Genomic DNA, 24,976 nt, shown 5'->3' with positions numbered 1-24,976 from the left:
ACTCCCGTGCCCCGGTGCTCGGCTCTGCCGCTCAGGCGAAGGTCTTGGAGAAGGAATCGAGCGCCTTGACGAGCTTCTCGGCGGTGTCCTTCGACAGTTCCTTCGACGTGCGGATGGCGTCGAGAATGTCGGCATGCTTGGTGCGCAGGAAGATCAGCAGGCCCTGCTCGAACTCGCGGACCTTGGAAACCGGCAGCACGTCGAGATAGCCATTGGTGCCGGCATAGATCACCACCACCTGCTCCTCGACCCGCAGCGGCGCGAACTGCGACTGTTTGAGCAGCTCGGTGAGGCGGGCGCCGCGGTTCAGCAGCTTCTGCGTCGAGGCGTCGAGGTCGGAGCCGAACTGGGCGAAGGCGGCCAGCTCGCGATACTGGGCGAGCTCGCCCTTGATCTTGCCGGCAACCTGCTTCATCGCCTTGATCTGCGCCGAGGAGCCGACGCGCGACACCGAGAGGCCGACGTTCACCGCCGGGCGGATGCCCTGGAAGAACAGGTCGGATTCCAGGAAGATCTGGCCGTCGGTGATCGAGATCACGTTGGTCGGGATGTAGGCCGAGACGTCGTTGGCCTGGGTCTCGATGACCGGAAGGGCGGTCAACGAGCCGGCGCCATTCTCGTCATTGAGCTTGGCGGCGCGCTCCAGCAGGCGCGAGTGGAGATAGAACACGTCGCCGGGATAGGCTTCGCGGCCCGGCGGGCGGCGCAGCAGCAGCGACATCTGGCGGTAGGCCACGGCCTGCTTGGACAGATCGTCATGGACGATCAGCGCGTGCATGCCGTTGTCGCGGAAGAACTCGCCCATGGCGGTGCCGGAGAACGGCGCCAGGAACTGCATCGGCGCCGCATCGGAAGCGGTGGCGGCGATGATGATCGAGTATTCCAGCGCGCCCTGCTCTTCCAGCACCTTCACGAACTGCGCGACGGTGGAACGCTTCTGCCCGATCGCGACATAGACGCAATAGAGCTTTGCCTTCTCGTCGGTGCCGGCGTTGATGGTCTTCTGGTTCAGGATGGCGTCGAGCGCGACGGCGGTCTTGCCGGTCTGGCGGTCGCCGATGATCAGCTCGCGCTGGCCACGGCCGATCGGGATCAGCGCGTCGATGGCCTTGAGGCCGGTCTGCATCGGCTCATGCACCGACTTGCGCGGGATGATGCCCGGCGCCTTCACGTCGACACGGCGACGCTCGGTGTATTCGATCGGGCCCTTGCCGTCGATCGGGTTGCCGAGGGCGTCGACGACGCGGCCGAGCAGGCCCTTGCCGACCGGAACGTCGACGATGGCGCCGGTGCGCTTGACCGTCTGGCCTTCCATGATCTCGCGGTCGGAACCGAAGATGACGACGCCGACATTGTCGATTTCGAGGTTCAGCGCCATGCCGCGCGTGCCGTTCTCGAACTCGACCATCTCGCCCGCCTGGACGTTGTCGAGCCCGTAGATGCGGGCGATGCCGTCACCGACGGACAGAACCTGACCGACCTCGGAGACTTCGGCTTCCTGGCCGAAATTCTTGATCTGCTCCTTGAGGATCGCGGAAATTTCAGCGGCGCGGATATCCATCAGCGAACCTCTTTCATCGCAGTGCGGATCGAATTGAGCTTGGTCTTCAGCGAGGCGTCGACGAGCTTCGAGCCGACCTTGACCTTCAGCCCGCCCAGAAGCGAGGGATCGACCTCGACGGCGAGCTTGACGTCCTTGCCGGTGAGCGCGTCGAGCGCCTGCTTCAGCGTGGCAGCGTGAGAATCGGAGAGCGGCTGGGCGACGGTGACTTCGGCCGTCACTTCGCCCTTATAGGCGGCGACCAGCAGCGCGAAATCGCGCAGGATGGCCTCGACCGTGAAGAGCCGGCGGTTGGCCGCCACGGTCTTGAAGAAATTGGCGGAGAGGCCGGTAATGCCCGCCTTGGCGAGGAGGGCGGCGATCGCCCTCTCCTGCTCCTCGGACGCGAAGACCGGGCTGCGCACGAGGCGCTTGAGATCATCGCTCTCGGCGATCATGGCGCTGAACCTGTCCAGGTCCGCCTTGACCGCATCGACAGCATTGGCGTCGCGGGCCAGCTCGAAGAGCGCCGTCGCGTAGCGTCCTGCCGCTCCGGATACGTAGGTCTCGGCCACTTTGCCTCTCTCGGGGCTTGTCCGGAGCGCGCGTCACCCGGCAGGGGACGCCTCTTCCGGACTGGAAGGATGTGAACTCAAGGCGGCGCAGGGATTTCCCTTACCCGACAGTGAGGTCGGCGGTTCCCTAACACGGCTCTCCGCATGCTGCAACACGAGGGCGTGAGGGAAAAACCGGGTCAAATGACGTAGCGGCCGGATAATGCTCGCTCAAGCGCCATATCTCGCTGCCGCAAGGCTTTGCGGGGCCTGCGGCGCATTGTTGCACCGCGCCTTTTCCCCATCGCGGCACGAGGTTTTCCACCCCTGCGCGAGGATGTCGCGCTTTCTGGCATACCAGAGCCCGGCCACCGCCGCCGGGCCGGGGACGTCAGCTCAGTCGCGGGCCACCCGCAGCGCCGCCGCCGCAGCGATCGGGCCGAGCACCATCGCCGCCAGCGACAGGCCGAGCAGGATTCGGAACGGCGTGCCGAACGGCACCGTGCCGCCGAGCGCGGTGGAGGTGGCCGCGACCGCGAAGATCAGCACCGGGATCGTCAGCGGCATCACCAGCACCGCCACGAGCAGCCCGCCGCGCCGGAACACGGCGGCGAAGGCGGCGCCGATCAGGCCGAGAAAGGTGATGGCGGGCGTGCCCACCAGCAGTGTCAGCGTCAGGGCGCCGATCGAGGCGGGCGCAAGGTTCAGCAGCAGCGCCAGCATCGGCGCGGCCACCACCAGCGGCAGGCCGGTGGCGATCCAGTGCGCCAGCCCCTTGGCCGCCGCCACCAGTTCCAGCGGCAGCGCCCCCATGGCGAGCACATCGAGCGCGCCATCCTCGGCATCGGCGGAAAACAGCCGGTCGAGGCCGATCAGCGAGGCCAGCAGCGCGCCGATCCACAGGATCGCCGGGCCGATGCGGGCGAGCAAAGCAAGGTCCGGTCCGATGGCGAAGGGCGTCACCACCACCACGGCGAGGAAGAAGACGACGCCCAGCCCCGCCCCGCCGCCGGCCCGCAAGGCGAGGCGCAGGTCGCGGGCGAGCAGCGCCAGAAAGGCCCGGCTCATGCGTCGATCCTCTCGGCAACAGGCCGCGCCGGCCGCCAGGCGCCGAGGTCGAGCCCGTCGGACGGGCCAAAATCCAGCGGCGCATGAGTGGCGGCGACGATCAGCCCGCCCGCCGCCACATGTGCCCGCGCCAGTTCGGCAAAGCGCGCCTGCGCCGCCGTGTCGAGCGCCGTGGTCGGCTCGTCCAGCAGCCAGAGCGGGCGCTGCGCCACCAGCAGGCGGGCCAGCGCCAGCCGGCGCTTCTGACCGGCAGAGAGCACCGCCACCGGCAGCCGTTCCAGCCCGCCGAGCCCGACCGCCTCCATGGCCTCGCCCACGCTGAGCGCCGGGCGGCCCAGCATGGCGCGCCAGAAGGCGAGGTTTTCCTGCGCGCTCAGCGCGCCCTTATGGGCATCGAGATGGCCGAGATAATGCGTCTCCTCGGTGAAATCCTCCGGCTCGGGCGCGCCCTCCAGCCGCAACAGGCCCGCCTCGGGCCGCGCCAGGCCAGCGAGGATGCGCAGGAGCGAGGATTTTCCGGTGCCGTTCGGCCCGGTCACGATCAGCGCCCGCCCGGCCTCCAGGGTGAAGCCGAGGCCGGCGAACAGCATCCGCACGCCGCGCCGACAGGCCAGATTCTCGACCACGAGCCGCATCAGGCGCTCTGCTCCCTGACGCTGCCGACGCGCCGCACAATTTTCCGATGCATCGCGTCAAGCCCTCTAGGATCGGAGTTTGAAATGGCTCTATATAGAAATCTGAACGATGCGCCCTGTGCCGTGCCAGGGCCCGCCCGAGCTGAGCTATAGCCCGCGGGCCTGCTTCCCTCCAAGGCCCAGCGCATCCTGTCACTTTGTTAGCGGGGACCTGCCAGCCGTGACGTCGCTCGACAGCTTCAAAAGCCGGAAAACTCTCACCGTCGGGTCCAAGACCTACGTCTATTACAGCCTGCCGGAGGCGGAGAAGAACGGCCTCGACGGCGTCTCGGCCCTGCCCTTCTCGATGAAGGTGCTGCTGGAGAACCTGCTCCGCTTCGAGGACGGCCGCTCCGTCTCGAAGAAGGACATCGTCTTCATCAAGGACTGGCTGGTCAATCGCGGCAAGGTCGAGAACGAGATCGCCTACCGTCCCGCCCGCGTGCTGATGCAGGACTTCACCGGCGTTCCCGCCGTGGTCGACCTCGCCGCCATGCGCGACGCCATGGTGCATCTGGGCGGCGATCCCAAGCGGATCAACCCGCTGGTCCCGGTCGACCTCGTCATCGACCATTCGGTCATCGTCAACTTCTTCGGCGACAGCGCCGCCTTCGGCAAGAATGTCGACGAGGAATACAAGCAGAACCAGGAGCGCTACCGCTTCCTGAAATGGGGCCAGTCGGCCTTCGATAATTTCCGCGTGGTGCCGCCCGGCACCGGCATCTGCCACCAGGTGAACCTCGAATATCTCGCCCAGACCGTGTGGACGAGGGACGAGGACGGTGAGACCGTCGCCTATCCCGACACCTGCGTCGGCACCGACAGCCACACCACCATGATCAACGGCCTCGGCGTTCTCGGCTGGGGCGTGGGCGGCATCGAGGCGGAGGCGGCCATGCTCGGCCAGCCGGTGTCCATGCTGATTCCCGAGGTCATCGGCTTCAAGCTGACCGGCGAGATGAAGGAGGGCATCACCGCCACCGATCTGGTGCTCACCGTCACCCAGATGCTGCGCAAGAAGGGCGTGGTCGGCAAGTTCGTCGAGTTCTTCGGCCCCGGCCTCGATCACCTCACCCTCGCCGACCGCGCCACCATCGGCAACATGGCGCCGGAATATGGCGCCACCTGCGGCTTCTTCCCGGTCGATTCGGAAACCATCGCCTATCTCGACGAGACCGGCCGCACCGATGAGCGGATCGCCCTTGTCGAGGCCTATTCCAAGGCCCAGGGCATGTGGCGCACCGCCGGCACCGCCGACCCGGTGTTCACCGACGTGCTGGAGCTCGACATCTCCACCGTGCTGCCCTCGCTCGCCGGTCCCAAGCGCCCGCAGGACCGCGTGCTGCTCTCCGGCACCAAGCAGGGCTTCCTCGCCGCGCTGGAAGGCGAGTTCAAGAAGGCCGGCGAGACCGGAAAGCGCGTGCCGGTGGCCGGCACCGACTATGATCTCGGCCATGGCGACGTGACCATCGCCGCCATCACCTCCTGCACCAACACCTCCAATCCCTCCGTGCTGATCGCCGCCGGCCTGCTCGCCCGCAACGCGGTGGCCAAGGGCCTGAAGTCGAAGCCTTGGGTGAAGACCTCGCTGGCGCCCGGCAGCCAGGTGGTGGAAGGCTATCTCAACGCCGCCGGCCTGCAGGACGATCTCGACGCGCTCGGCTTCAACCTGGTCGGCTTCGGCTGCACCACCTGCATCGGCAATTCCGGCCCGCTGCCGGAGGCGATCTCGGAAGCCATCAACACGCACGACCTCATCGCCGGCGCCGTCATCTCCGGCAACCGCAATTTCGAGGGCCGCGTGAATCCGGACGTGAAGGCGAACTACCTCGCCTCCCCGCCGCTCGTCGTCGCCTATGCCATTGCCGGCTCGCTGCAGATCGACCTCACCACCGAGCCGCTCGGCATCGGCTCGGACGGTCAGCCGGTGTTCCTCAAGGACGTCTGGCCGTCCAACCAGGAGATCGCCGCCTTCATCCGCGCCAACGTCACCAAGAAGATGTTCCAGGAGAAATATTCCGACGTCTTCAAGGGCGACGAGAACTGGCAGAAGATCGCCATTCCGCTCGGCGAGACCTATGCCTGGGACGACCGCTCCACCTATGTGCAGAACCCGCCCTATTTCGAGGGCATGCGCATGGAGCCGGAGCCCGTCACCGACATCATCAAGGCGCGGGTGATCGGGCTGTTCCTCGATTCGATCACCACCGACCACATTTCCCCGGCCGGCTCGATCAAGGAAGCCAGCCCCGCCGGCGCCTATCTGCGCGACCACCAGGTGCGCCCGGCCGACTTCAACCAGTACGGCACACGGCGCGGAAATCATCAGGTGATGATGCGCGGCACCTTCGGCAATATCCGCATCAAGAACCAGATGCTGAGCGGCACGGAAGGCGGCTTCACCCGCCACTGGCCGGATGGTACCGAGATGCCGATCTACAATGCCGCCATGCTCTACAAGCAGGAAGGCATCCCCACCGTCGTCTTTGCCGGCAAGGAATACGGCACCGGCTCCTCGCGCGACTGGGCGGCCAAGGGCACGTCGCTGCTTGGCATCCGCGCCGTCATCGCCCAGAGCTTCGAGCGCATCCACCGCTCGAACCTGGTCGGCATGGGCGTGGTGCCGCTGGTGTTCCAGAACGACGAGAGCTGGCAGTCGCTCGGCATCAAGGGCGACGAGATCGTCACGCTGAAGGGCATTGAGGGCGACCTCAAGCCGCGCCAGACGCTGATCGCCGAGATCACCTTCGCCGACGGCACCATCAAGAACGTCCCGCTCACCTGCCGCATCGATACGCTGGACGAGCTGGACTACTTCCGCAATGGCGGCATCCTGCCGTTCGTGCTGCGCAATCTCGCCGCCTGAGCCGGCGGCCCTGCCTTTGTGAAAAGCCGGCGCGGGGCTTCCCCCGTGCCGGCTTTTCCATGTCCGGGCGCCGTCCGCGCCGCTGGCCCGCCCGGCCTCGCGGCGCGCCGCGCCCCGTCACGCCGGCGTGCGCAGCGACACCCGAATGTGACTGGTCGGGGCGCGGCTGGCGTCTTATTGCCTTGGGGGCGGACCAGCCGGCAGGCTCCGGCAACGGCTCCGCCCCCGAGCCCCGCGACCGGCGCCATCCCTGCGGACCGGCCCGCCCGTAACCGAGACGTCCGCGCCCAAGGGACCCCCGCCCGACATGTCCGTGATCGCCTTCGCCCTGCGCCTGCCTGCTCCTTCCGCCCGTGCGGTTGCGCTGGCCCTGCTCGCCTTTACCCTGGCGCTTCCGGGCGCCGCCCGGGCGGAAGAAGTGACGGCGGCGACGGCCGCGCCGGTGAAGCCGGTGGCGGCGCCGAAGGCGATGATCGAGCTGTTCACCAGCCAGGGCTGCTCCTCCTGCCCGCCCGCCGACCAGCTGATGGGCGAGCTTGCCGCCCGCTCCGACGTGATCGCGCTCACCCTGGCGGTGGACTATTGGGATTATCTCGGCTGGAAGGACACGCTCGCCAAGCACGGCCATTCACTGCGCCAGAAGGCCTATGCCCATATGCGCGGCGACGGCAAGATGTTCACCCCGCAGGCGGTGATCAATGGCCGCGCCATGGCGATCGGCTCCGATCGCGCCGCGCTGGAGCGCGCGCTGGCGGCCAGCAGCGCCCCGCCCGTGCCGGTTTCGGTGGAGAGCGCCGCCGGCACGGTCAAGGTCCGCATCGGTGCCCTCCCCGGCGCGACCAAGGGCGAGGTCTGGCTCTGCCCGGTGGCCAGCCGCATGGATGTCGAGATCGGCCGCGGCGAGAATGAGGGTGCCAAGGTGACCTACCACAATGTGGTGCGCGGCTGGGTGCGGCTGGGCAGCTGGGAGGGCACGGAAACCAGCTTCGAGACCAGGCTTCATCGCCAGCCGGGCGACGCCGTTGATGCGGTGGTGGTCTTCGTCCAGTCGGGCTCCTCCACCGAGCCGGGCACGATACTCGGCGCGACGCTGCAGCCGCTCGACTGACACCTTCAGCAACGAGGATCACGCGCTCGTTAACGGAAAACACAAGGCTGCCCGATTTCGGCCGTTGCCGTGCCCCTTGTGCCGGTCAGTCTCGTCTTCATAGCGTTGGGCCGGTTCGCGAGTGCCGCGGTTTCCCAGCCCCCCAGCCCCCCGCGGTGCCTGTGGACCGGCCTGACGTTATCTCTAGGTTCAATCCCCGAATTGTTCTTCAGGGCCGGCGCCTTTGCCGGCCCTTTTTTGTGTCCGGCGCCGCCACTGCCCCGTCACGGGCGCGGCGCAGGGGCCGCCCGGCGCGAAAGGCGCTTGAAGCGGCGCGCCGCCCGGTGGATCATGACGCCGACATGACATGGCTCAGCCCACAGGCCCGCACGCGGCGGGCCACAGAGGCCGGAGGCGCCGCGTGGCGGAAATCGACCCCATAGCCCTGCCGGTCGGCACCCGTACCGACCGCGTCACCTTCGACCGGCGCGAACTCGACCGCATCCTCGATCTCTATGGCCGCATGGTCGCGCAGGGCGAGTGGCGCGACTACGCCATCGACTTCACCCGCGACAAGGCGATCTTCTCGATCTTCCGCCGCGCCACCGAAGTCCCGATCTATCGGATCGAGAAGGACCCCCGCCTCGCCCGCAAACAGGGCGCCTACACGGTGGTGTCGCAGACCGGCCTCATCCTGAAGCGCGGGCATGAGCTTGCGCGGGTGATCGCGGTGCTGGAAAAACCGCTGCGCGCCGTCAACTGACGCCCTTCCACGCGACGGACCTCCGCTTCGCGTGCAAAAACTGCGTCGGGCCCTAAACCAGAGCCTTCCCCTACGATTCGGAGATTTCCATGCGCAGCCTCACCGTCGCCGCTACCCAGATGCGCTGCGACTGGAACATTGAGGGCAATATCGCCCGCGCCGAAGCCCTCGTGCGCGAGGCCGCCGCGCGCGGCGCAAAGCTCATCCTGCTGCAGGAACTGTTCGAGACCCCCTATTTCTGCCAGGACCAGCTGCACGAGTTCCTCGACCTCGCCCGGCCCTTTGAGGGCAACCGGCTGGTCGCCCATTTCGCCCGTCTGGCGAAAGAGCTGGGCGTCGTGCTGCCGGTCTCGTTCTTCGAGCGCGCCGGGCAGGCCACTTTCAACAGCCTTGCCATGGTCGACGCCGATGGCCAGGTGCTCGGCCTCTACCGCAAGAGCCACATACCGGACGGGCCGGGCTACACCGAGAAGTTCTATTTCTCGCCCGGCGACACCGGCTTCCGCGTCTGGGACACGGCGGTCGGGCGGATCGGCGTCGGCATCTGCTGGGACCAGTGGTTCCCCGAATGCGCCCGCACCATGGCGCTGCTTGGCGCCGAAGTGCTGCTCTATCCCACCGCCATCGGCTCCGAGCCGCATGATTCGGGCCTCGATTCGGCCGGCCACTGGCAGCGCGTGATGCAGGGCCATGCCGGCGCCAACCTCATGCCGCTCATCGCCTCCAACCGCATCGGCCGGGAAGAGGGCCGCAACGGCACCTCCATCACCTTCTACGGCTCCTCCTTCATCGCTGGCCCCACCGGCGAAAAGGTCACCGAGGCCGGCCGCGACGAGGAAGCCGTGCTCACCGCGACCTTCGATCTCGACGGCATCGCCCGCCAGCGCCAGAGCTGGGGCGTGTTCCGCGACCGACGGCCGGACCTTTATGGCCCGCTGCTCTCGCTCGACGGGCGGGCGCCCATGCGGGCGAATGGATGACATCATGACCCACACCCTCACCACCCTGCCCGCCGCCGACGGCTTCCGCATGCCGGCCGAATGGGAGCCGCATGCCGGCACCTGGATGATCTGGCCCGAGCGCCCGGATAATTGGCGCGCCGACGCCGAACCGGCGCAGGACGCTTTTGTGGCCGTGGCCAGCGCCATTGCCCGCTTCGAGCCCGTCACCATGCTCGCGAGCCCGCGCCAGTGGCGCCATGCCCGCGCCGCCCTGCCGCCTTCGGTGCGCGTGGTGGAAGCGACCTCCGACGATTCCTGGTGCCGCGACTGCGGCGCCACCTTCCTCACCGATTCCGCCGGCCGGCTGCGCGGCGTCGACTGGGGCTTCAATGCCTGGGGTGGCCTCTACGCCCCCTGCGACCAGGACGAGCTGATCGCCGCCAAGATGCTGGAGATCGAGCGGGCGCCGCGCTACGTGGCGCCGCTCGTTCTGGAAGGCGGCTCGATCCATGTCGATGGCGAAGGCACGGTGCTCACCACCGAGGAGTGCCTGCTCAACCCCAACCGCAACCCGGACCTCTCGCGCGAGGAAATCGAGCAGCACCTGAAGGACTATCTCGGCGTCTCCAAGGTGCTCTGGCTCGGCGCCGGCCTCGTCGACGACGAAACGTCAGGCCATATCGACAACCTCGCCTGCTTCGTCCGCCCCGGCGTGGTGGCGCTGACCGGCTGCGACGACCCGCTCGACCCGCAATACCCGATCTCGAAGGACGCGCGTGAGCGCCTGGCGGCGATGACCGACGCCCGCGGGCGCGCGCTTGAGATCGTCACCCTGCCGCTGCCCGGCCCGCTGTTCCGCACGGGCGAGGAAGCGCTCGACCTCGGCACCGAGCCCGGCACCATGTCGCGCCGTCCCGGCGAGCGGCTCGGCGCCTCCTATGCCAATTTCTATCTCGGCAACGGCTTCGTGTTGATGCCGCTGCTCGACCCGGCGCAGGACGCGGCGGCGCAGAACATCCTCGCCCGCCTGTTCCCGGAGCGCGAGGTGGTGGGCGTGCCGACGCATGAGATCATTCTCGGCGGCGGCAACATCCACTGCATCACTCAGCAGCAGCCACTGGGCACGCCGGCCTGACGCTCATCCCTTCACCAGGCCCAGCCGGATCAGGCTTTCCGCCGTAGCAAGGATCGCCTCTTCCGCCGGGCGCGGCGACCAGCCGAGGATGTCGCGCGCCTTGGCATTGGCGGCGTCGCGGCGGATACCGAGCCGGGGCACCGCCATCCGGGCCATCGGCAGCACGAGCGCGGCAAGGCGCACCATCACATCAGGCAGCTGGATGCGCGGCACACGCCGCGCCGCCGGCCCGAGCCCCGCCCGCAGCACCTTCGCCATCTCATGCAGCGACACCGCCGCGCCCGCCGTGGCGAGAAAGCGCTCGCCTGCCGCCTCCGGTGCCGTCATCGCCTTGAGATGCAGATCGGCGACGTCGCGCACATCGACAAGGCCGAGATAGAGGCGCGGCGTCGCCGGCATGGCCCCGTCCAGCAGGGCGTGTATGAGGTCCAGCGAGGCGGACATGTCAGGCCCCAGCGCCGGGCCGAGCACCACCACCGGGTTGACGGTCGCCAGTTCCATGCCGGCGCCCTCGCCGGCGATGAAATCCCATGCCGCCCGCTCCGCCAGGGTCTTGGAGCGCGTATAGGCGTCGACGCCGGCACCATCAGGCGCGGTCCAGTCGCGCTCGTCATAGGGGCCCGTGCGCGGCGCATGGCCATAGCCCACCGCCGCGAAGGAGGAGGTGACGACCACCCGCCGCACGCCCGCCGCCCGCGCCGCCTTCAGCACCCGCACCGTGCCCTCGCGCGCCACCGCGATCAGCCCCGCCTCATCATCCGCCACCAGGCCCGCCGGCACGGGTGAGGCCACATGCAGGGCATAATCGCAGCCGGCCAGCGCGGCCGCCCAGCCGTCATCGTCGAGCAAATCGGCGCGGTGGAAGCTCAGCGCCGCCTCCGGCCGGGCCCCGCCCGCCGCCAGCTGGGCCCGCGCCTGCCCCTCCTGCGCCATGTCGCGCAGCGTGGCACGCACCTCATGGCCTTGGCGCAGCAGCGCGAGAATGACATAGGCGGCGATGAAGCCCGAGCCGCCGGTGACGAGAACGCGCGCCATCACGGCTCCCCCCGGCTAGGCGCGGCCATGGCCAGCATTTTGAGCGCGGCGCAGGCCGCGCCGAAGCCATTGTCGATGTTGACCGCCACCACCCCCGGCGCGCAGCTCGCCAGCGCCGAGGTGAGCGCGGCCCGGCCTCCCTCGGCGACGCCATAGCCGACCGAGGTCGGCACGGCGATAACAGGCGCGCTCACCAGCCCGCCCAGCACGCTGAACAGCGCCCCCTCCATTCCCGCCACCGCGATCACCACCCGGCAGACGCGGATGTCCTCGATCCGTTCCATCAGCCGCCACAGCCCGGCGACGCCGACATCGGCGACGAGCAGCGCCCCCTGCCCGCTGAAGGCGAGGGTCTGCACCGCCTCGCGCGCCACCGGCAGGTCCGAGGTGCCAGCCGCCACCACCGCCACCTGGGCGTCGGCCAGCGCCACCTTGCCGCCCAGCACGGCGGTGCGGGACAGCGGGTCATAGTCGAGCCCGGCACGCGCCGCCGCGTCCAGCGCCGCAAAGCCCGCCGGCTCCAGCCGCGTCAGCAGCAGCCGCGCCCCGCGCGCGCGGGCGGCGGCGAGGATCTCGGTGATCTGTTCGGTCGACTTGGCGCTGCACAGCACCGCCTCGGGCAGGCCGGTGCGCGCGGCGCGGTTCCAGTCGAAGATGAAATCCATGGCTCAGGCCCCCATGGTCGGAGCGCCGACGAACATGGCGCCGCGACGATAGGCGCGGGAGCCGGCATAGGCCCGCCCGTCCCCGGCGCAGAGCTGCGCCATCAGCGCGTCCACCGCACCCGCCTGCCCCATCGCCTCCTCGCCCAGTTCCACCGCCACGCCCTGATGGGTGATGCGGCAGCGCAGCGTGCCGCCGCCGGTGAGCGCGGAAAGCCGGCGCTCAGCCCGCTCGACAAAGGCGAGGTCGTCCGCATCGATGGCGATCCCGGTCTCGACCCGGCTGGCGAGGCAGGGCTGCGCCGGCAGTTCCGCGACCGCGCCGAGCCCGAGCTCGCGGGCGAGCGCGCGCACATCGGCCTTGGTCATTCCGGCCTCGATAAGGGGGTGCACCACCCGCCGTTCGGTGGCGGCGATCAGGCCCGGCCGGTAGTCGCCGAGATCGTCGAGATTGGCGCCCGACGCGATCGGCCGGTCGGTCAGCCCGGCAATGCGGTCATAGAGATTGGTCTTGCAGAAATAGCAGCGGTCCACCGGGTTGTCGCGGTAGCGCGGATCCTCGAACTCGCCGCTGCCGGTCACGGTCAGGTCCCAGCCCTGCGCCGCCGCCAGCTCCCGCACCCGCGCCGTCGCCTCCGCCGGCACGGCCGGGGACACGGCATGGATCACGCTGAGCGGCACGCCATGGGCGAAAGCGAAGCTGGCCAGGGTGAGCGAATCGACCCCGCCGCTCACCGCCACCGCCAGCGCCGGGAAGCGGTCGAGCACGCGCGCCAGCCGCGCGGCGGCGGGCATTGGCTGGAGATCACTCATCCCCGCGCTCCGCCCGCTGCTTCTGCGCCCGCCGCGCCATCAGCGTGGCGCCGGTCAGCGCGTCGCTCTCCGCTTTCACCGTGGCGCCACCGGGGCGCGCCGCGCGCTTCACCGCCACGCCGTCAACCGCGCCCGCCGCGCGCGTCAGGGTGAGCCGGCGCTCCTCGCGGATGCGCAGCCCCAGCGTCGAGGTCTGCGCGAAGCAAGCCCTCGCCACCGCCTGCGTGCAATCCGGCCGCACCAGCAGCCGCAGCGCCACCATTGGCCGCCCCTTCTTGCCGAAGCGCTGGTCGAGGCTGACATCGAGCACGCCGGCCTCGCCGCGCAGCAGCGCCGTGGCGGTGCCGATCTCCTCGCCGGTCATGTCGTCGATCTCGCATTCGAAGACCGTGACCACATCGCCCGCCAGCGTATCGCCTTCCGCCGGCGCCGGCTCGAACACCAGCGCCCGCAGCACATTGGGCAGGCCGGGCAGGTCGCGCGTGCCCGCCCCGGTGCCCGACGCCACCAGCCGCCCGCCGGCCGGGCGACCGGCGCGCGCCAGATGCTTGAGGATCGCCGCCCCGGTCGGGGTCACGCGCTCGCCGGCGACGCCATCCTCGCGCCAGTCAAAGCCGGTGAGGATGGAAGTGGTGGCCGGCGCCGGAACCGGCAGCAGCCCATGCTGCGTCTTCACCAGCCCGCCGCCGAGCGGCAGCGGCGAGACGGTCCACTCCGCGCCGTCCAGCGCCGCCGCGAGGCTACCGGCGGCCACCACGTCGAGCAGCGAATCCCAGTCGGCGATTTCGTGGAAATGCACCTCCTCCACCTTCACCCGGTGGATGGCGGCTTCCGCCTCGGCAATGAGGGCGAGAATGGCGCAGGCATGCTCCGTCGTGCCGGCGCTGAGCGACGCCGCCGCGATCCGCACCCGCATGTCGCGATAGGTGCCGGCGTGGGGGTGGGAGTGAGCGTGGGGCGCGTGCGCGTGCGCGTGCTCATCCCCGGGCTCGACCCGGGGACCCAGCCCCTCCGCCCCAACCCCGGTGGACGCCTGGGTGGCCGGGTCGAGGACGGAAGGAGGGTGAGCGTCGTGGGTGTGAGAATGGGAATGGGAATGGGCGTGCGTGTGGGCGTGCTCGCCCTTCAGCCCGAAGCGGCGCACGGCGATGCCACCGCTCAACCCCGCGCGCAGAACGGGCGTGCCCGCCTCTTCCGGCAGCACGGCGCGGGCATCCGCCAGCACGCGGGGGGCGAGGTCCGGAAAGGCATCCAGCAGCGCCGCCACGAACATGTCGCCGGCGACGCCGCCCACCGCGTCGAGATGGATGCGTCTCACGCCGCCGCCTGCCGGCCGCGGCAGACCGGGATCACATAGGGCCCCTCGGGAATGATGGCGAGCGCGTTGTCGCCGGAACGCTTCAGGCTGGCGGCGATCGCCTCGTTGAGATCCGCGACGATTTCCACCGCCGTGATGCGCCGCTCCTCCTCGGTCAGCCCCGTGGTGTGGAGCTGGATGCGGCCCACGCGCATGGGCTTGAGCTGCATCTCGGTCTGCCATTCATCGACATCGGCCAGCGTCTTGGCGGTGAGCGTGGCGAGGAAGCGCTCCGGCCCCAGTTCCACCAGCCGCTCCTGCGCGGCGCGGAATTCCTCGCTGCCAAAACCTTCCGAGCACTCCGAGGCGATGATCAGCGTGCCGCCGGGCTCCAGAATGTCGAGCGGCGTCACCATGCCCTTGACCGTCTGGTAATAGGTTTTGTCCAATGGATAGCCGGCTGAAGATGTCACCACCGTGTGGAAACGGCGCGGCGCCTCGATCACAGTCGAACTCTCCACGAACGCCACGGCGGCGAGGTGGCTGGCGATGATCTCGCCGAAGGAGACGAAGACCAGGTCCCGCTCCTCGTCCAGCACCGTGTTCAGCGCATAGACATCGCCGAGCTTGCGCACGATCTCCAGCTGCTCCTCATGCAGCGGATTGCCGACGAGGTTGCACTGCACCGCCAGTGGATCTTCCATGAAGCGGGCAGAATGGAAGGTGCGGATGGTCTGGTGGCCGGCGACGCCGGGCGCCACCACCTTGCGCCCGCCGGACCAGCCGGCCATGAAGTGCGGCTCCACCAGCCCGGTGGCGATGCGCAGATCGGCCTGCGCAAAGCGCCGGTCGATGAAGACCGGCGTGCCGCGCGTCGGGGTGGGGCCCAGATCGACATGGGCGGCCTCATCGCGGGCGAAGTGGTTCTCGACCGTCACCGTCTCCAGCACCCAGGGGTCGCCGACCAGCTCGGCCAGTTCCTCGCCCTCATTCGGCCGGTGCAGCCCGGTCGCGACCAGCACGGTGATCGCCCCGGCAGGGATGCCGGCCGCCATCAGCGTTTCAATCATCGGCCGCAGGAACAGCCGGTTCGGCACCGGGCGGGTGATATCGCAGATGAGGATGCAGGCGCTCTTGCGCCCCTTCGCCAGCTCATGGAGCGGTGCCGAATCGACGGGATGCGCGAAGGCGTGGCGGATGGCGGCCACATTGTCGGGCAGCTTCGGCAGCGCCGCCTTGCGCAGCACGGTCGGCTGCGCCTCGGGCGGCAAGGTGAGGTCCAGCGCGCCGCGCCCGAAGGCGAGTTCAAGACCCGTGTGAGACATGGCCGCTCCTTGAGGTTGCCCACTGCTGGAGGCTCCCCTCCCCGATGGTCGAGAGAGGAGGATATCCCGCTGGGGGCCGGACATAAACCGGCAAGCCGACAACGAAAAGCGGCGCGGCCGGCTCGCCGAAGCCCGATCCACGCTTTGGCGGCATCGCCAAGGGGCGTACGCCGCGCGGGCGGCACTGGGGCGCCCGATCAAACCACCGTGACTGAGGGCGTTCCCTCCATCGCGCGGCCGATGATGGCGGCGCGGGAGAAGCCGGCGGCGCGGATCTCGCCCAGCACCCGCTCGGCCGCCTCGGGCGCCACCGCCAGCAACAGCCCGCCCGAGGTCTGCGGGTCGGTGAGCAGGTGCCGCGCGGCCTCCAGCATGGCTTCCGGCAGGCGCACGCCGTCGCCATAGCTCGCCCAGTTGCGGTGCGAGGCGCCGGTGACGAAGCCCGCCTGCGCCAGCGCCCGCGCCTCGGTGAGCAGGGGCAGCGCCGACGCCGCGATTTCCAGCGCGAGGCCCGAGCCGCGCGCCACTTCCAGCCCATGGCCGAGAATGCCGAAGCCGGTGACATCGGTCACCGCATGCACAGCCACGTCCCGGCCGAGCGCGGTGCCGATGCGGTTGAGCGTCGTCATCGCGGCGATCATCTCGGCATAGGCGGAGGGCGAGAGCTTCTCCTTCTTGAAGGCGGCGGAATAGACCCCCACCCCCAGCGCCTTGGTCAGGATCAGCACGTCGCCGGCGCGGGCGGTGCTGTTCTTGCGGATATGTTCCGGCCGCGCGGTGCCGATCACCGCCAGCCCATAGATCGGCTCCGGCGCGTCGATGGAATGGCCGCCCGCCACCGGAATGCCGGCCTCCGCCGCGATCGAGGCGCCGCCCTTCAAAATCTCGCGCACCAGCGCCGGCTCCAGCTTGCCGAGCGGCATGCCGAGAATGGCCAGCGCCAGCAGCGGCGTGCCGCCCATGGCATAGACGTCGGAGATCGCGTTGGTGGCGGCGATGCGGCCGAACTCATAGGGGTCGTCCACCATCGGCATGAAGAAATCGGTGGTGGCGATCAGGCAAGTGTCGTCGTCCAGCTGGTAGACCGCCGCGTCGTCGCCGGTCTCGGTGCCGACCAGCAGCCGGGTGAAACCGGCGCCGGAAGGCTGCTCGGCCAGCAATTCGCGCAGCACCGAGGGCGCCAGCTTGCAGCCGCAGCCCCCGCCATGGGCGAGGCTGGTCAGGCGAAACGGGGCGGCGGGGGTGTCGAGCATGGCATGTCTTCCTTATCGTCGGCACGGACGCGGCGATCGCCTGCGCCCTTCGAGGCCCGGCTTTGCCGGGCACCTCAGGATGACGTGAGCCACAGACGTCCGTCATGCTGAGGAGCGGGGCAACGCCCCGCGTCTCGAAGCACGCAGGCCCCTCACGCCGCCACTTCGCTGGCCTTGATCACATAGGCGAAGGCGTCGGGGTCGAGGCAGTCATGGCGCAGGCTGGCCACTTCCGCCTGCGGGTACATGAGGAAGCCGAGCTTGGGCCCGTCAGAGCCCGGCAAAGCGATGTCGTGGCCGTCATTATAGGCGAGCCAATTGCCCTCCCAGGAGCCGAACAGCGCCTTGCGCGCCGCCAGCACCTTGGCGTCGTCCAGCGCGTTCTTGCCCGGCGGCTCCTCCAGCACGACCTTGCGCACATCGGCGGGGTCGGTGGCGACCCAGCCGAAGCCCTCCAACCACACTTCGGCGCGGCAGTGCTGCGCCTTGGAGATGGTGGGGGAATTGGCGCCGAGGCTCTTATAGCCAAAGGCCGAGGGCGCCACCCGGATGCCGTAGAGGTCGCGGGCGGGAATGCCGGCGGCGCGGTTGAGCCCGACGAACAGCGCGTTGAGGTCGGCGCATTTGCCGCCGAGATTGCCGCTCGCCAGCAGCGAGCCGACGTCGCCGGTTCCGCAGCCGCGCGTCGCCGCGTTGCGATAGGTGTTCTCCACCACCCATTCATAGATGGCGCGCGACTTCTCAAGGTCCGAGGTCTTGCCGGCGGTGATCCTGTCGGCGGTGGCCTTGACGATGCCGTCGGTGGGGATGAGGTCGGTGGCGGCAAGGAACAGCGCCCGCTCATCCGGCGTGAGCGCGGCCACCGTGCCGGGCGTGGAGAAATCGGTGGCGCGGTCGCGGGTGGAAAAGCGCGAGGTGATCTCGACCGTGGGCTTCTCTTCGCCCTCGGCCCAGGTCAGGTGCAGCATCTGCGCGCCGTAATGCGGGTCCTTCACCATTTCGGCTTTGGCGGCATTGGTCTTCCAGCTGCTTTCGCCCGGCTTCATCCAGTCGGAGGCGGTGTAGGAAGGCAGCGGCACCCAGGCTTGTGCCGGGCCGGCCTTGCCCTCGACGGGTTTGACATCGAGCACCGTCACCACCTCGAAGTCGCGCCATTTGCCCGGCTTCGGGGCGAAGGCGGCGGCCGCCGCCGGGCCTGCGGCCTGGGCGAAAGCGGCGTGCGGGGCGGCGGCGACGGCGGCAAGGGCGACGCCGGCCTTGAGGAAATCACGGCGGCTGTTCACGGGTCTTGTCATGGCGAACTCTCCCGGGGCGTTTGATCGTCGTTGAGGGGCGGCAGCCCCGCGCCGAGGGGCGCGGCGGCGGGATCGGCGAGGCTGTCGAGAAGGCGCTCGGTGGCCGGGTCGTCCCACTCGACCGGGCCATCGGCGTGGAGGCGCAGCGTGTGGCCGGCATCGAGCACGAAGCTGGCCGGCAGGCCGGCGACCTTCCACGCCTTCAGCGCGGCGCGGTCCTCGTCCAGCAGCACGGGGAAGGGCACGGGCTGGGCCTCGAAGAAGCGGCCCACCCGCACCTTCACCTCGCCGACATCGACGGCGAGAACCGCCAGCCCGCCCGCGGCCCGCCGCGTCGCGAGCCGCGCCAGCCCGGCCATCTCCTCCCGGCAGGGCGCGCACCAGGTCGCGAAGAAGTGAACGATCACCGGGCGCCCATGCAATGCGGCAAGGTCCTGCCGGCCGTGGTCCAGCGAGGCAAGCGCCAGCGGGGGCGGCGCGGCACCGAGCGGCAGCGGCGCGGTGGCATGGCCCGGCAGCGCCCCGCCAAGCGCCAATGACGCAAGGGAAGCCACAGTAACCAGCAAGAAACGGTTCTTTCCGCCCCGACACGCGGGAGCCGCAGACGCGAGCACGCCGTGATGCTGCGCCGGGTGCTGCCAATCGTCAATCGGCCGATGGGCAAAACCCGCAATGGTTGCACCGCAACATGTCGAAATCGCACGGCAACAATTTGAAACCACTGAAATCAAACGGCTTTTCGTCTTTCACTTCGCCGTTGGACTGTTTGACTTTGGAGGAAGTAAAAAATAGCCTGTGATCGGAAAGGCCAATCGCCTGATTGGCTTTGCGGAGAGACACGGGAGGGCCACGATGAATATGGAGCTCTCGCGCCGTACGTTCCTCAAGACGTCGGGCGCCGGCCTTGCCGGCACCACGTTGGGTGCCTTCGGCTTCAGCGAGGCGGAGGCGGCCGTCGCCGCTGCCGTGAAGCCGTTCCACCTGGTGAACACCACGGAAGCGCGAAACACCTGCACCTACTGCTCGGTCGCCTGCGGCATCATCATCTATTCCAAGGGTGATCTGAAGAAGGGCGAGAAGGCCGACATCGTCCATATCGAGGGCGACGCCGACCACCCGACCAATCGCGGCACGCTCTGCCCCAAAGGCTCGGCGCTGCGCGACATCGTGAAGTCGCAGACCCGGCTGACCCAGCCGATGCTGCGCAAGGCCGGCTCCGACACATTCGAGGCCGTTTCCTGGGACGTGGCGCTCGACAAGATCGCCCGCGCCATGAAGGACGACCGCGACGCCAATTTCGTCGCCACCAATGCGGACGGGGTGACGGTCAATCGCTGGCTTACCACCGGCTTCCTCGCGGCCTCCGCGACCACCAATGAGACCGCGTTCGCGACCTACAAGGTCGTGCGCTCGACCGGCATACTGGCATTCGATAACCAAGCGCGCGTCTGACACGGCCCGACGGTGGCGAGTCTCGCCCCAACATTTGGCCGTGGCGCCATGACCAACGCCTGGACGGATATCAAGAACACCGACCTCGTGGTCATCATGGGCGGCAATGCCGCCGAAGCGCATCCGTGTGGATTCAAATGGGTCACGGAGGCGAAAGCCACCCGCGGCGCCAAGCTGATCGTCGTCGACCCGCGCTACAACCGCTCGGCGGCGGTGGCGGATTTCTACGCGCCGATCCGGCAAGGGTCGGACATCGCCTTCCTGATGGGCCTGATCAATCACTGCATCAGCCATGACAAGGTGCAGTGGGACTATGTGAAGCCCTTCACCAACGCCACCTTCGTGGTGCGCGAGGGCTATGCCTACCAGGACGGGCTGTTCACCGGCTATGACGAGGAAAAGCGCGACTACGTCAAGGACAGCTGGGAATATGAGATCGGCCCGGACGGCTATGCCGTGGTCGACGAGACGCTGCAGAATCCGCGCTGCGTGTGGAACCTGCTGAAACAGCACGTCGCCATCTACACCCCCGAAATGGTGGAGCGCATCTGCGGCACACCGAAGGACGCCTTCCTGAAGGTGGCCGAGATGGTGGGCGAATGCTCGACCCCGACCAAGACCATGACGAGCATGTATGCGCTCGGCTGGACCCAGCATTCCAAGGGCGCGCAGAATATTCGCGGCATGGCGATGCTCCAGCTCATCCTGGGCAATATCGGCGTGCGCGGCGGGGGCATGAACGCCCTGCGCGGCCATTCCAACATCCAGGGGCTGACCGATCTCGGGCTGATGAGCAACCTCATCCCCGGCTATCTCAACATCCCCACCCAGAAGGAACCCGACTTCGCCACCTATATGTCGACGCGGGCCTTCAAGCCGCTGCGACCGAACCAGACCAGCTACTGGCAGAACTATCGCAAGTTCTTCGTCAGCTTCATGAAGTCGATGTACGGCCCCGCCGCCACGGCGGAGAACGACTGGGCCTATAGCTACCTGCCCAAGCTCGATGTCGCCAGCTACGACGTGCTGCGCGTCTTCGAGATGATGAAGCAGGGCAAGGTGAACCTCTATTTCTGCCAGGGGTTCAACCCGCTTCAGGCCTTCCCGGACAAGGGCAAGCTGGCCGCCGGCCTCGCCAAGCTGAAGATGCTGGTCATCATGGACCCGCTGCAGACCGAGACCGCCCGTTTCTGGGAGGACCACGGCACCTTCAACAAGGTGAACCCGGCCGACATCCAGACCGAGGTGATCCAGCTTCCCACCACCTGCTTCGCCGAGGATGAGGGCTCGCTGGTCAATTCCGGCCGCTGGCTGCAATGGCACTGGCCGGGCGGCTCGCCTCCGGGCGAGGCCAAGACCGACACCTGGATCATGGCGCAGATCCATCTGCGGCTGAAGGAGCTCTACAAAAAGGAAGGCGGCGCCTTCCCCGACCCGATCGTCAATCTCAACTGGTCCTACAAGGACCCGGGCGACCCGACGCCGGAGGAACTGGCGAAGGAGATGAACGGCTCGGTGCTGGTCGATGTCTTCGACCCCGCCGACCCGACCAAGAAGGTGCTGGAAGCCGGCAAACAATTGTCCGGCTTCGGCCAGCTGCGCGACGACGGCACCACGGCGGGCGGCTGCTGGATCTATTCCGGCTGCTGGACCGAGGCCGGCAACATGATGGCGCGGCGGGATAATTCCGACCCCGGCGATGCCGGCATGTTCCTCAAATGGTCGTTCTCCTGGCCGGCGAACCGGCGCGTGCTCTACAACCGCGCCTCCTGCGACCTCGACGGCAAGCCGTGGGACCCCTCGCGCAAGCTGATCGAGTGGGACGGCACCAAATGGACCGGCTACGACGTGCCGGACATCGCGCCCACCGCCAAGCCCCGGGATGTCGGCCCCTTCATCATGAACCCCGAGGGCACCTCGCGCCTGTGGGTGCGCAAGATGATGCGGGACGGGCCGTTCCCGGTGCATTACGAGCCGTTCGAGAGCCCGGTCGCCAACGTCATCGCGCCGAAGATCCGGGGCAACCCGGTGGCGCGCGTCTTCCCCGACGACTGGAAGACCTTCGCCGATATCGGCGATCCGGCTTATCCCTATGCCGGCACCTCCTACCGTCTCACCGAGCATTTCCACTACTGGACCAAGAACAACCATGTGAACTCGGTCCTGCAGCCGGAGCAGTTCGTGGAGATCTCCGAGGAACTGGCGAAGGAGAAGGGCATCGCGCTCGGCGGCTGGGTGCGGGTGTGGTCGAAGCGCGGCGAGCTTTACGCCAAGGCGGTCGTCACCAAGCGCATCAAGCCGATGACGGTCGACGGCAAGACTGTCCACATCGTCGGCGTGCCGATCCATTGGGGCTTCGTCGGTGCCGCCCGCAAGGGCTTCACCGCCAACACGCTCACCCCCTTCGTGGGCGACGCCAACATCGAGACCCCGGAGTTCAAGGCGTTCATGGTCAACATCGAGCCCTCGGCCGGGCCGGTGGTGGCATAGGGAGGCGGCAGCATGTTCCCACCCATCCCCAACCCCTCCGTCGCCTCCGACGCCCCGCGCTTCGGCGAGAAGGATGTGATGCGCCGCTCCGCCTCCGAGGTCACGCCGCCCGCGACGCGGCTGACCGAGGTCGCCAAGCTGATCGACGTGTCGAAATGCATCGGCTGCAAGGCCTGCCAGGCCGCGTGCCTGGAATGGAACAACCTGACCGAGGAGATCGGCTTCAACCACGGAATCTACACCAATCCCATGGACCTGACGCCGGACACCTTCACCCTGATGCGCTTTACCGAATGGGTGAACCCCGAGACCGAGAATCTCGAATGGCTCATCCGCAAGGATGGCTGCATGCATTGCGAGGACCCGGGCTGTCTCAAGGCCTGCCCGGCCCCCGGCGCCATCGTGCAGTATTCCAACGGCATCGTGGACTTCCAGCACGACAACTGCATCGGCTGCGGCTACTGCATCAAGGGCTGCCCGTTCAACATCCCGCGCATCTCCAAGGTCGACCACACCGCCTATAAATGCACGCTCTGCTCCGATCGTGTGGCGGTGGGCCAGGGCCCGGCCTGCCAGAAGGCATGCCCGACCCAGGCCATCGTCTTCGGCACCAAGGACGAGATGAAGGACTGGGCCGAGCTGCGCATCACCGACCTCAAGTCGCGCGGCTACAGCAATGCCGGGCTCTACGACCCGCCGGGCGTCGGCGGCACCCATGTGATGTATGTGCTGCAGCACGCCGACACGCCGTCCATCTACGCCAGCCTGCCGGACAATCCGCGCATCTCGCCGCTGGTCGACGCCTGGAAGGGCATGACCAAATATGTCGGCCTTGCGGTGATGGGCTTCGCCGCCGCCGCCGGCTTCCTGCACTATGTCGTCGCCGGGCCGAACAGGGTCTCGGAGGAGGATGAGGAGAATGCCGAGAGGCTCGCCGACGGCACCCCGCCGCCGGCGCCGCCCACCAGCCTGCACGAGGGGAGGAGGCCATGAGCGCCAGCAACCTCAAGGCGGCAAAACCGAACCACCTGCCGGATGACGTGGAACCGGGCGATTCCGTCCGTCCGGGCCACCCGGTGCAGGTGTCGCGCTACACGGTGGCCGCGCGCATCAACCACTGGATCACGGCGCTGAGCCTGATCCTGCTGGCGCTGTCGGGCATGGCGCTGTTCACGCCGAGCCTGTTCTTCCTCACGGGCCTGTTCGGCGGTGGCCAGTGGACGCGGATTCTGCATCCCTGGATCGGCGTGGTGCTGTTCTTCTCCTTCGCCGGGTTGTTCCTGCGCTTCTGGAAGGCGAACCTGCCGGCGCGGGAGGACGGCACCTGGCTCGCGCGGATCAGCGATGTGCTGCGCGGGCGGGAGGAAAGGCTGCCGGAGATCGGCAAGTACAATGCCGGCCAGAAATTCGTCTTCTGGGGCATGTCGGGCCTCATCATCGTGCTGATCGCCAGCGGCATCGCGATGTGGGACCAGTATTTCTACACCTTCACCACCATCGAGCAGAAGCGCGTGGCCGTCCTCGTCCATGCAGTGGCGGCGGTCTGCATCATTTGCGTGTGGATCATCCATGTCTACGCCGCCATCTGGGTCAAGGGCACCATTGGCGCGATGACGCGCGGCAAGGTGACGGGCGGCTGGGCCTGGCGGCACCACCGCAAATGGCTGCGCGAACTGGTCGGCACGCGGCCGGGCAAGCGCCCGCCGACGCCGGCGGAGTAGGCCGGCCCGCTTTCGACCCCGTCCCGGACGCTCGCGTCTCCGGGGCAGGGCCCTTCCGTTCCACGTGGCCCGTGCGGTTCGTGAGGTGATGATGTCGCAGGATCTCAAGCCCGATCCCACCGTGATCGGTGCCGTTTCCGCCCCGCCCTTCGCTGTCCTGCCCGATCCCGCGCGCCTGTTCGGCGTGCGGGCGAAGCGGTTGCGCACCTATGCGGCGGTCAGCCCGCTCAAGCCCTATCTCGATTTCGTCGCCGGCCTCATCGAGGCGCAGCAGGCCATCGTGCCGACCTTGCCGCCGGTGGAAGCGCCCGCCCCGGAGAAGCTGGAGCGCGTCCGCGCCTTCGAGATGCCGGCGTTGGAGCGCGCCACCACCCTGCTCGACGACACGCTGGAGGCGACGCTCGACCAGCTGTTCGACGCCGCCGCCCGCGTGCCGATGCCGGAGGAGGCCGCCGCCGCCCTCACCCGCGTTCGCCTCGCCGATGGCCCGGTGCGGGCGCAGATGGTGCGCGACGTGCTGGCCCATGACCTGCCAGTGGAGAGGCTGGCCGAGCATGTCTATGTCGCGGCCGGCCTGCAGGTGCATTTCGCCCGCCGCGCCGCCGCGCTGGAGGCGAAAAAGCTGGTGCCGGTGGGTGATGGCGTTTGCCCGTGCTGCGGCGGCCCGCCTGTCGCCTCGCTCATCGTCGAATGGCCGAACGCCCATGGCAACCGCTTCTGCGCCTGCTCGCTCTGCTCCACCCTTTGGCACTATGTCCGCATTCGCTGCTGCGCCTGCGGCACCACCAAGGGCATCGGCTATCAGGAAATCGAGGGCAGCCCCGGCACTGTGAAGGCGGAAACCTGCGACGAGTGCCACACCTATGTGAAGGTGATGTACCAGAACAAGGATGTGACCATCGAGCCGGTGGCCGACGATATCGGCACGCTGGGGCTCGATCTGATGATGCGGCAGGGGCCGTATCGCCGCGCCGCCTTCAACCCGTTCCTGCTCGGCTATTGAGG

21 protein-coding genes are annotated in these 24,976 nt (G+C 68.5%); 9 read left to right on the top strand and 12 right to left on the bottom strand.

Annotated features, from left to right (window positions below; translation table 11 throughout):
* Window positions 1–31: 31 nt before the first annotated feature.
* The 4 genes from atpA to ccmA form a co-directional block, all read right to left on the bottom strand.
* A complete protein-coding gene (atpA, locus tag BLO63_RS15300; protein WP_018388219.1) occupies window positions 32–1,561 on the bottom strand; it encodes a F0F1 ATP synthase subunit alpha in 1,530 nt (509 codons plus the stop codon).
* The gene (locus BLO63_RS15295; RefSeq protein ID WP_018388220.1) at window positions 1,561–2,115 is read right to left on the bottom strand and encodes a F0F1 ATP synthase subunit delta; all 555 of its coding nucleotides are present in this window, start codon (window positions 2,113–2,115) and stop codon (window positions 1,561–1,563) included. Before BLO63_RS15295 ends, atpA begins: the two co-directional genes overlap by 1 nt.
* Before the next feature lie 375 nt (window positions 2,116–2,490).
* Window positions 2,491–3,162 carry a heme exporter protein CcmB gene (gene ccmB, locus BLO63_RS15290; protein WP_091442221.1) on the bottom strand — a complete coding sequence of 224 codons (672 nt, stop codon included), beginning with the start codon at window positions 3,160–3,162 and terminating at the stop codon, window positions 2,491–2,493.
* Window positions 3,159–3,797, bottom strand: coding sequence for a heme ABC exporter ATP-binding protein CcmA (ccmA, locus tag BLO63_RS15285; RefSeq protein ID WP_091442219.1), 639 nt, complete (start codon window positions 3,795–3,797; stop codon window positions 3,159–3,161). Before ccmA ends, ccmB begins: the two co-directional genes overlap by 4 nt.
* Before the next feature lie 220 nt (window positions 3,798–4,017).
* Between ccmA and acnA the strand changes: the two genes are divergently transcribed.
* The 5 genes from acnA to aguA all read left to right on the top strand — a co-directional run bounded on the left by acnA (window position 4,018) and on the right by aguA (window position 10,628).
* On the top strand, window positions 4,018–6,702 hold the full coding sequence (gene acnA / locus BLO63_RS15280; protein WP_091442216.1) for an aconitate hydratase AcnA: 2,685 nt from the start codon (window positions 4,018–4,020) through the stop codon (window positions 6,700–6,702).
* 307 nt (window positions 6,703–7,009) lie between these two features.
* Entirely contained in the window at window positions 7,010–7,810 is an 801-nt protein-coding gene (locus BLO63_RS15275) for a DUF1223 domain-containing protein (RefSeq protein WP_091442215.1), read from the top strand.
* A 400-nt stretch (window positions 7,811–8,210) separates the two neighbouring features.
* Window positions 8,211–8,552, top strand: a complete 342-nt coding sequence (locus BLO63_RS15270; RefSeq protein ID WP_091442213.1) for a DUF2794 domain-containing protein — start codon at window positions 8,211–8,213, stop codon at window positions 8,550–8,552.
* 89 nt (window positions 8,553–8,641) lie between these two features.
* Window positions 8,642–9,532 carry an N-carbamoylputrescine amidase gene (aguB, locus tag BLO63_RS15265; protein ID WP_091442211.1) on the top strand — a complete coding sequence of 297 codons (891 nt, stop codon included), beginning with the start codon at window positions 8,642–8,644 and terminating at the stop codon, window positions 9,530–9,532.
* Window positions 9,533–9,536: 4 nt separating this feature from the next.
* A complete protein-coding gene (gene aguA / locus BLO63_RS15260; protein WP_091442683.1) occupies window positions 9,537–10,628 on the top strand; it encodes an agmatine deiminase in 1,092 nt (363 codons plus the stop codon).
* A 3-nt stretch (window positions 10,629–10,631) separates the two neighbouring features.
* On the opposite strand, the gene BLO63_RS15255 is transcribed toward aguA, so the two are convergent.
* From BLO63_RS15255 to BLO63_RS15220, 8 genes are all read right to left on the bottom strand, one after another.
* Window positions 10,632–11,663: an SDR family oxidoreductase gene (locus BLO63_RS15255; RefSeq protein ID WP_091442209.1), complete on the bottom strand. Its 1,032-nt coding sequence runs from the start codon at window positions 11,661–11,663 to the stop codon at window positions 10,632–10,634.
* On the bottom strand, window positions 11,663–12,328 hold the full coding sequence (larB, locus tag BLO63_RS15250) for a nickel pincer cofactor biosynthesis protein LarB (protein WP_091442206.1): 666 nt from the start codon (window positions 12,326–12,328) through the stop codon (window positions 11,663–11,665). Before larB ends, BLO63_RS15255 begins: the two co-directional genes overlap by 1 nt.
* Window positions 12,329–12,331: 3 nt before the next feature.
* A complete protein-coding gene (larE, locus tag BLO63_RS15245; protein ID WP_091442203.1) occupies window positions 12,332–13,138 on the bottom strand; it encodes an ATP-dependent sacrificial sulfur transferase LarE in 807 nt (268 codons plus the stop codon).
* Window positions 13,131–14,456: a nickel pincer cofactor biosynthesis protein LarC gene (gene larC / locus BLO63_RS15240; RefSeq protein ID WP_244517897.1), complete on the bottom strand. Its 1,326-nt coding sequence runs from the start codon at window positions 14,454–14,456 to the stop codon at window positions 13,131–13,133. Before larC ends, larE begins: the two co-directional genes overlap by 8 nt.
* Window positions 14,453–15,760 (bottom strand): nickel-dependent lactate racemase family protein, encoded by a 1,308-nt coding sequence (locus tag BLO63_RS15235; RefSeq protein WP_091442201.1) that lies wholly within the window; start codon window positions 15,758–15,760, stop codon window positions 14,453–14,455. The genes larC and BLO63_RS15235 overlap by 4 nt, the downstream gene beginning before the upstream one ends.
* A 197-nt stretch (window positions 15,761–15,957) precedes the next feature.
* The gene (gene selD, locus BLO63_RS15230; protein WP_091442198.1) at window positions 15,958–17,013 is read right to left on the bottom strand and encodes a selenide, water dikinase SelD; all 1,056 of its coding nucleotides are present in this window, start codon (window positions 17,011–17,013) and stop codon (window positions 15,958–15,960) included.
* A 152-nt stretch (window positions 17,014–17,165) separates the two neighbouring features.
* The gene (locus tag BLO63_RS15225) at window positions 17,166–18,308 is read right to left on the bottom strand and encodes a transglutaminase-like domain-containing protein (protein ID WP_091442196.1); all 1,143 of its coding nucleotides are present in this window, start codon (window positions 18,306–18,308) and stop codon (window positions 17,166–17,168) included.
* Complete coding sequence (locus tag BLO63_RS15220; RefSeq protein WP_091442194.1) at window positions 18,305–18,874, bottom strand: TlpA disulfide reductase family protein; 570 nt, start codon at window positions 18,872–18,874, stop codon at window positions 18,305–18,307. The genes BLO63_RS15225 and BLO63_RS15220 overlap by 4 nt, the downstream gene beginning before the upstream one ends.
* A gap of 286 nt (window positions 18,875–19,160) precedes the next feature.
* Here BLO63_RS15220 and fdnG point away from each other — a divergent pair, with 286 nt between their 5' ends.
* From fdnG to fdhE, 4 genes are all read left to right on the top strand, one after another.
* Complete coding sequence (gene fdnG, locus BLO63_RS15215; RefSeq protein WP_091442191.1) at window positions 19,161–22,250, top strand: formate dehydrogenase-N subunit alpha; 3,090 nt, start codon at window positions 19,161–19,163, stop codon at window positions 22,248–22,250.
* 12 nt (window positions 22,251–22,262) lie between these two features.
* The gene (fdxH, locus tag BLO63_RS15210) at window positions 22,263–23,243 is read left to right on the top strand and encodes a formate dehydrogenase subunit beta (RefSeq protein WP_091442189.1); all 981 of its coding nucleotides are present in this window, start codon (window positions 22,263–22,265) and stop codon (window positions 23,241–23,243) included.
* Window positions 23,240–23,971, top strand: coding sequence for a formate dehydrogenase subunit gamma (locus BLO63_RS15205; RefSeq protein WP_205409340.1), 732 nt, complete (start codon window positions 23,240–23,242; stop codon window positions 23,969–23,971). The genes fdxH and BLO63_RS15205 overlap by 4 nt, the downstream gene beginning before the upstream one ends.
* A gap of 88 nt (window positions 23,972–24,059) precedes the next feature.
* Window positions 24,060–24,974 carry a formate dehydrogenase accessory protein FdhE gene (fdhE, locus tag BLO63_RS15200; RefSeq protein ID WP_091442186.1) on the top strand — a complete coding sequence of 305 codons (915 nt, stop codon included), beginning with the start codon at window positions 24,060–24,062 and terminating at the stop codon, window positions 24,972–24,974.
* The last annotated feature ends 2 nt before the right edge of the window (window positions 24,975–24,976 follow it).

The organism is Ancylobacter rudongensis, from assembly GCF_900100155.1.
Taxonomy (GTDB): Bacteria; Pseudomonadota; Alphaproteobacteria; order Rhizobiales; family Xanthobacteraceae; genus Ancylobacter; species Ancylobacter rudongensis.
The sequence above is the reverse complement of the archived record's forward strand: the minus strand, read 5'-3'. Positions and strand labels throughout refer to the sequence as shown.

Coding starts and splice junctions, on each gene's coding strand:
- atpA (WP_018388219.1), bottom strand. CDS start 1,561: ATGGATATCCGCGCCGCTGAAATTTCCGCGATCCTCAAGGAGCAGATC.
- ccmB (WP_091442221.1), bottom strand. CDS start 3,162: ATGAGCCGGGCCTTTCTGGCGCTGCTCGCCCGCGACCTGCGCCTCGCC.
- ccmA (WP_091442219.1), bottom strand. CDS start 3,797: ATGCGGCTCGTGGTCGAGAATCTGGCCTGTCGGCGCGGCGTGCGGATG.
- BLO63_RS15275 (WP_091442215.1), top strand. CDS start 7,010: ATGTCCGTGATCGCCTTCGCCCTGCGCCTGCCTGCTCCTTCCGCCCGT.
- aguB (WP_091442211.1), top strand. CDS start 8,642: ATGCGCAGCCTCACCGTCGCCGCTACCCAGATGCGCTGCGACTGGAAC.
- aguA (WP_091442683.1), top strand. CDS start 9,537: ATGACCCACACCCTCACCACCCTGCCCGCCGCCGACGGCTTCCGCATG.
- BLO63_RS15255 (WP_091442209.1), bottom strand. CDS start 11,663: ATGGCGCGCGTTCTCGTCACCGGCGGCTCGGGCTTCATCGCCGCCTAT.
- larB (WP_091442206.1), bottom strand. CDS start 12,328: ATGGATTTCATCTTCGACTGGAACCGCGCCGCGCGCACCGGCCTGCCC.
- larE (WP_091442203.1), bottom strand. CDS start 13,138: ATGAGTGATCTCCAGCCAATGCCCGCCGCCGCGCGGCTGGCGCGCGTG.
- BLO63_RS15235 (WP_091442201.1), bottom strand. CDS start 15,760: ATGTCTCACACGGGTCTTGAACTCGCCTTCGGGCGCGGCGCGCTGGAC.
- selD (WP_091442198.1), bottom strand. CDS start 17,013: ATGCTCGACACCCCCGCCGCCCCGTTTCGCCTGACCAGCCTCGCCCAT.
- BLO63_RS15225 (WP_091442196.1), bottom strand. CDS start 18,308: ATGACAAGACCCGTGAACAGCCGCCGTGATTTCCTCAAGGCCGGCGTC.
- fdxH (WP_091442189.1), top strand. CDS start 22,263: ATGTTCCCACCCATCCCCAACCCCTCCGTCGCCTCCGACGCCCCGCGC.
- BLO63_RS15205 (WP_205409340.1), top strand. CDS start 23,240: ATGAGCGCCAGCAACCTCAAGGCGGCAAAACCGAACCACCTGCCGGAT.
- fdhE (WP_091442186.1), top strand. CDS start 24,060: ATGATGTCGCAGGATCTCAAGCCCGATCCCACCGTGATCGGTGCCGTT.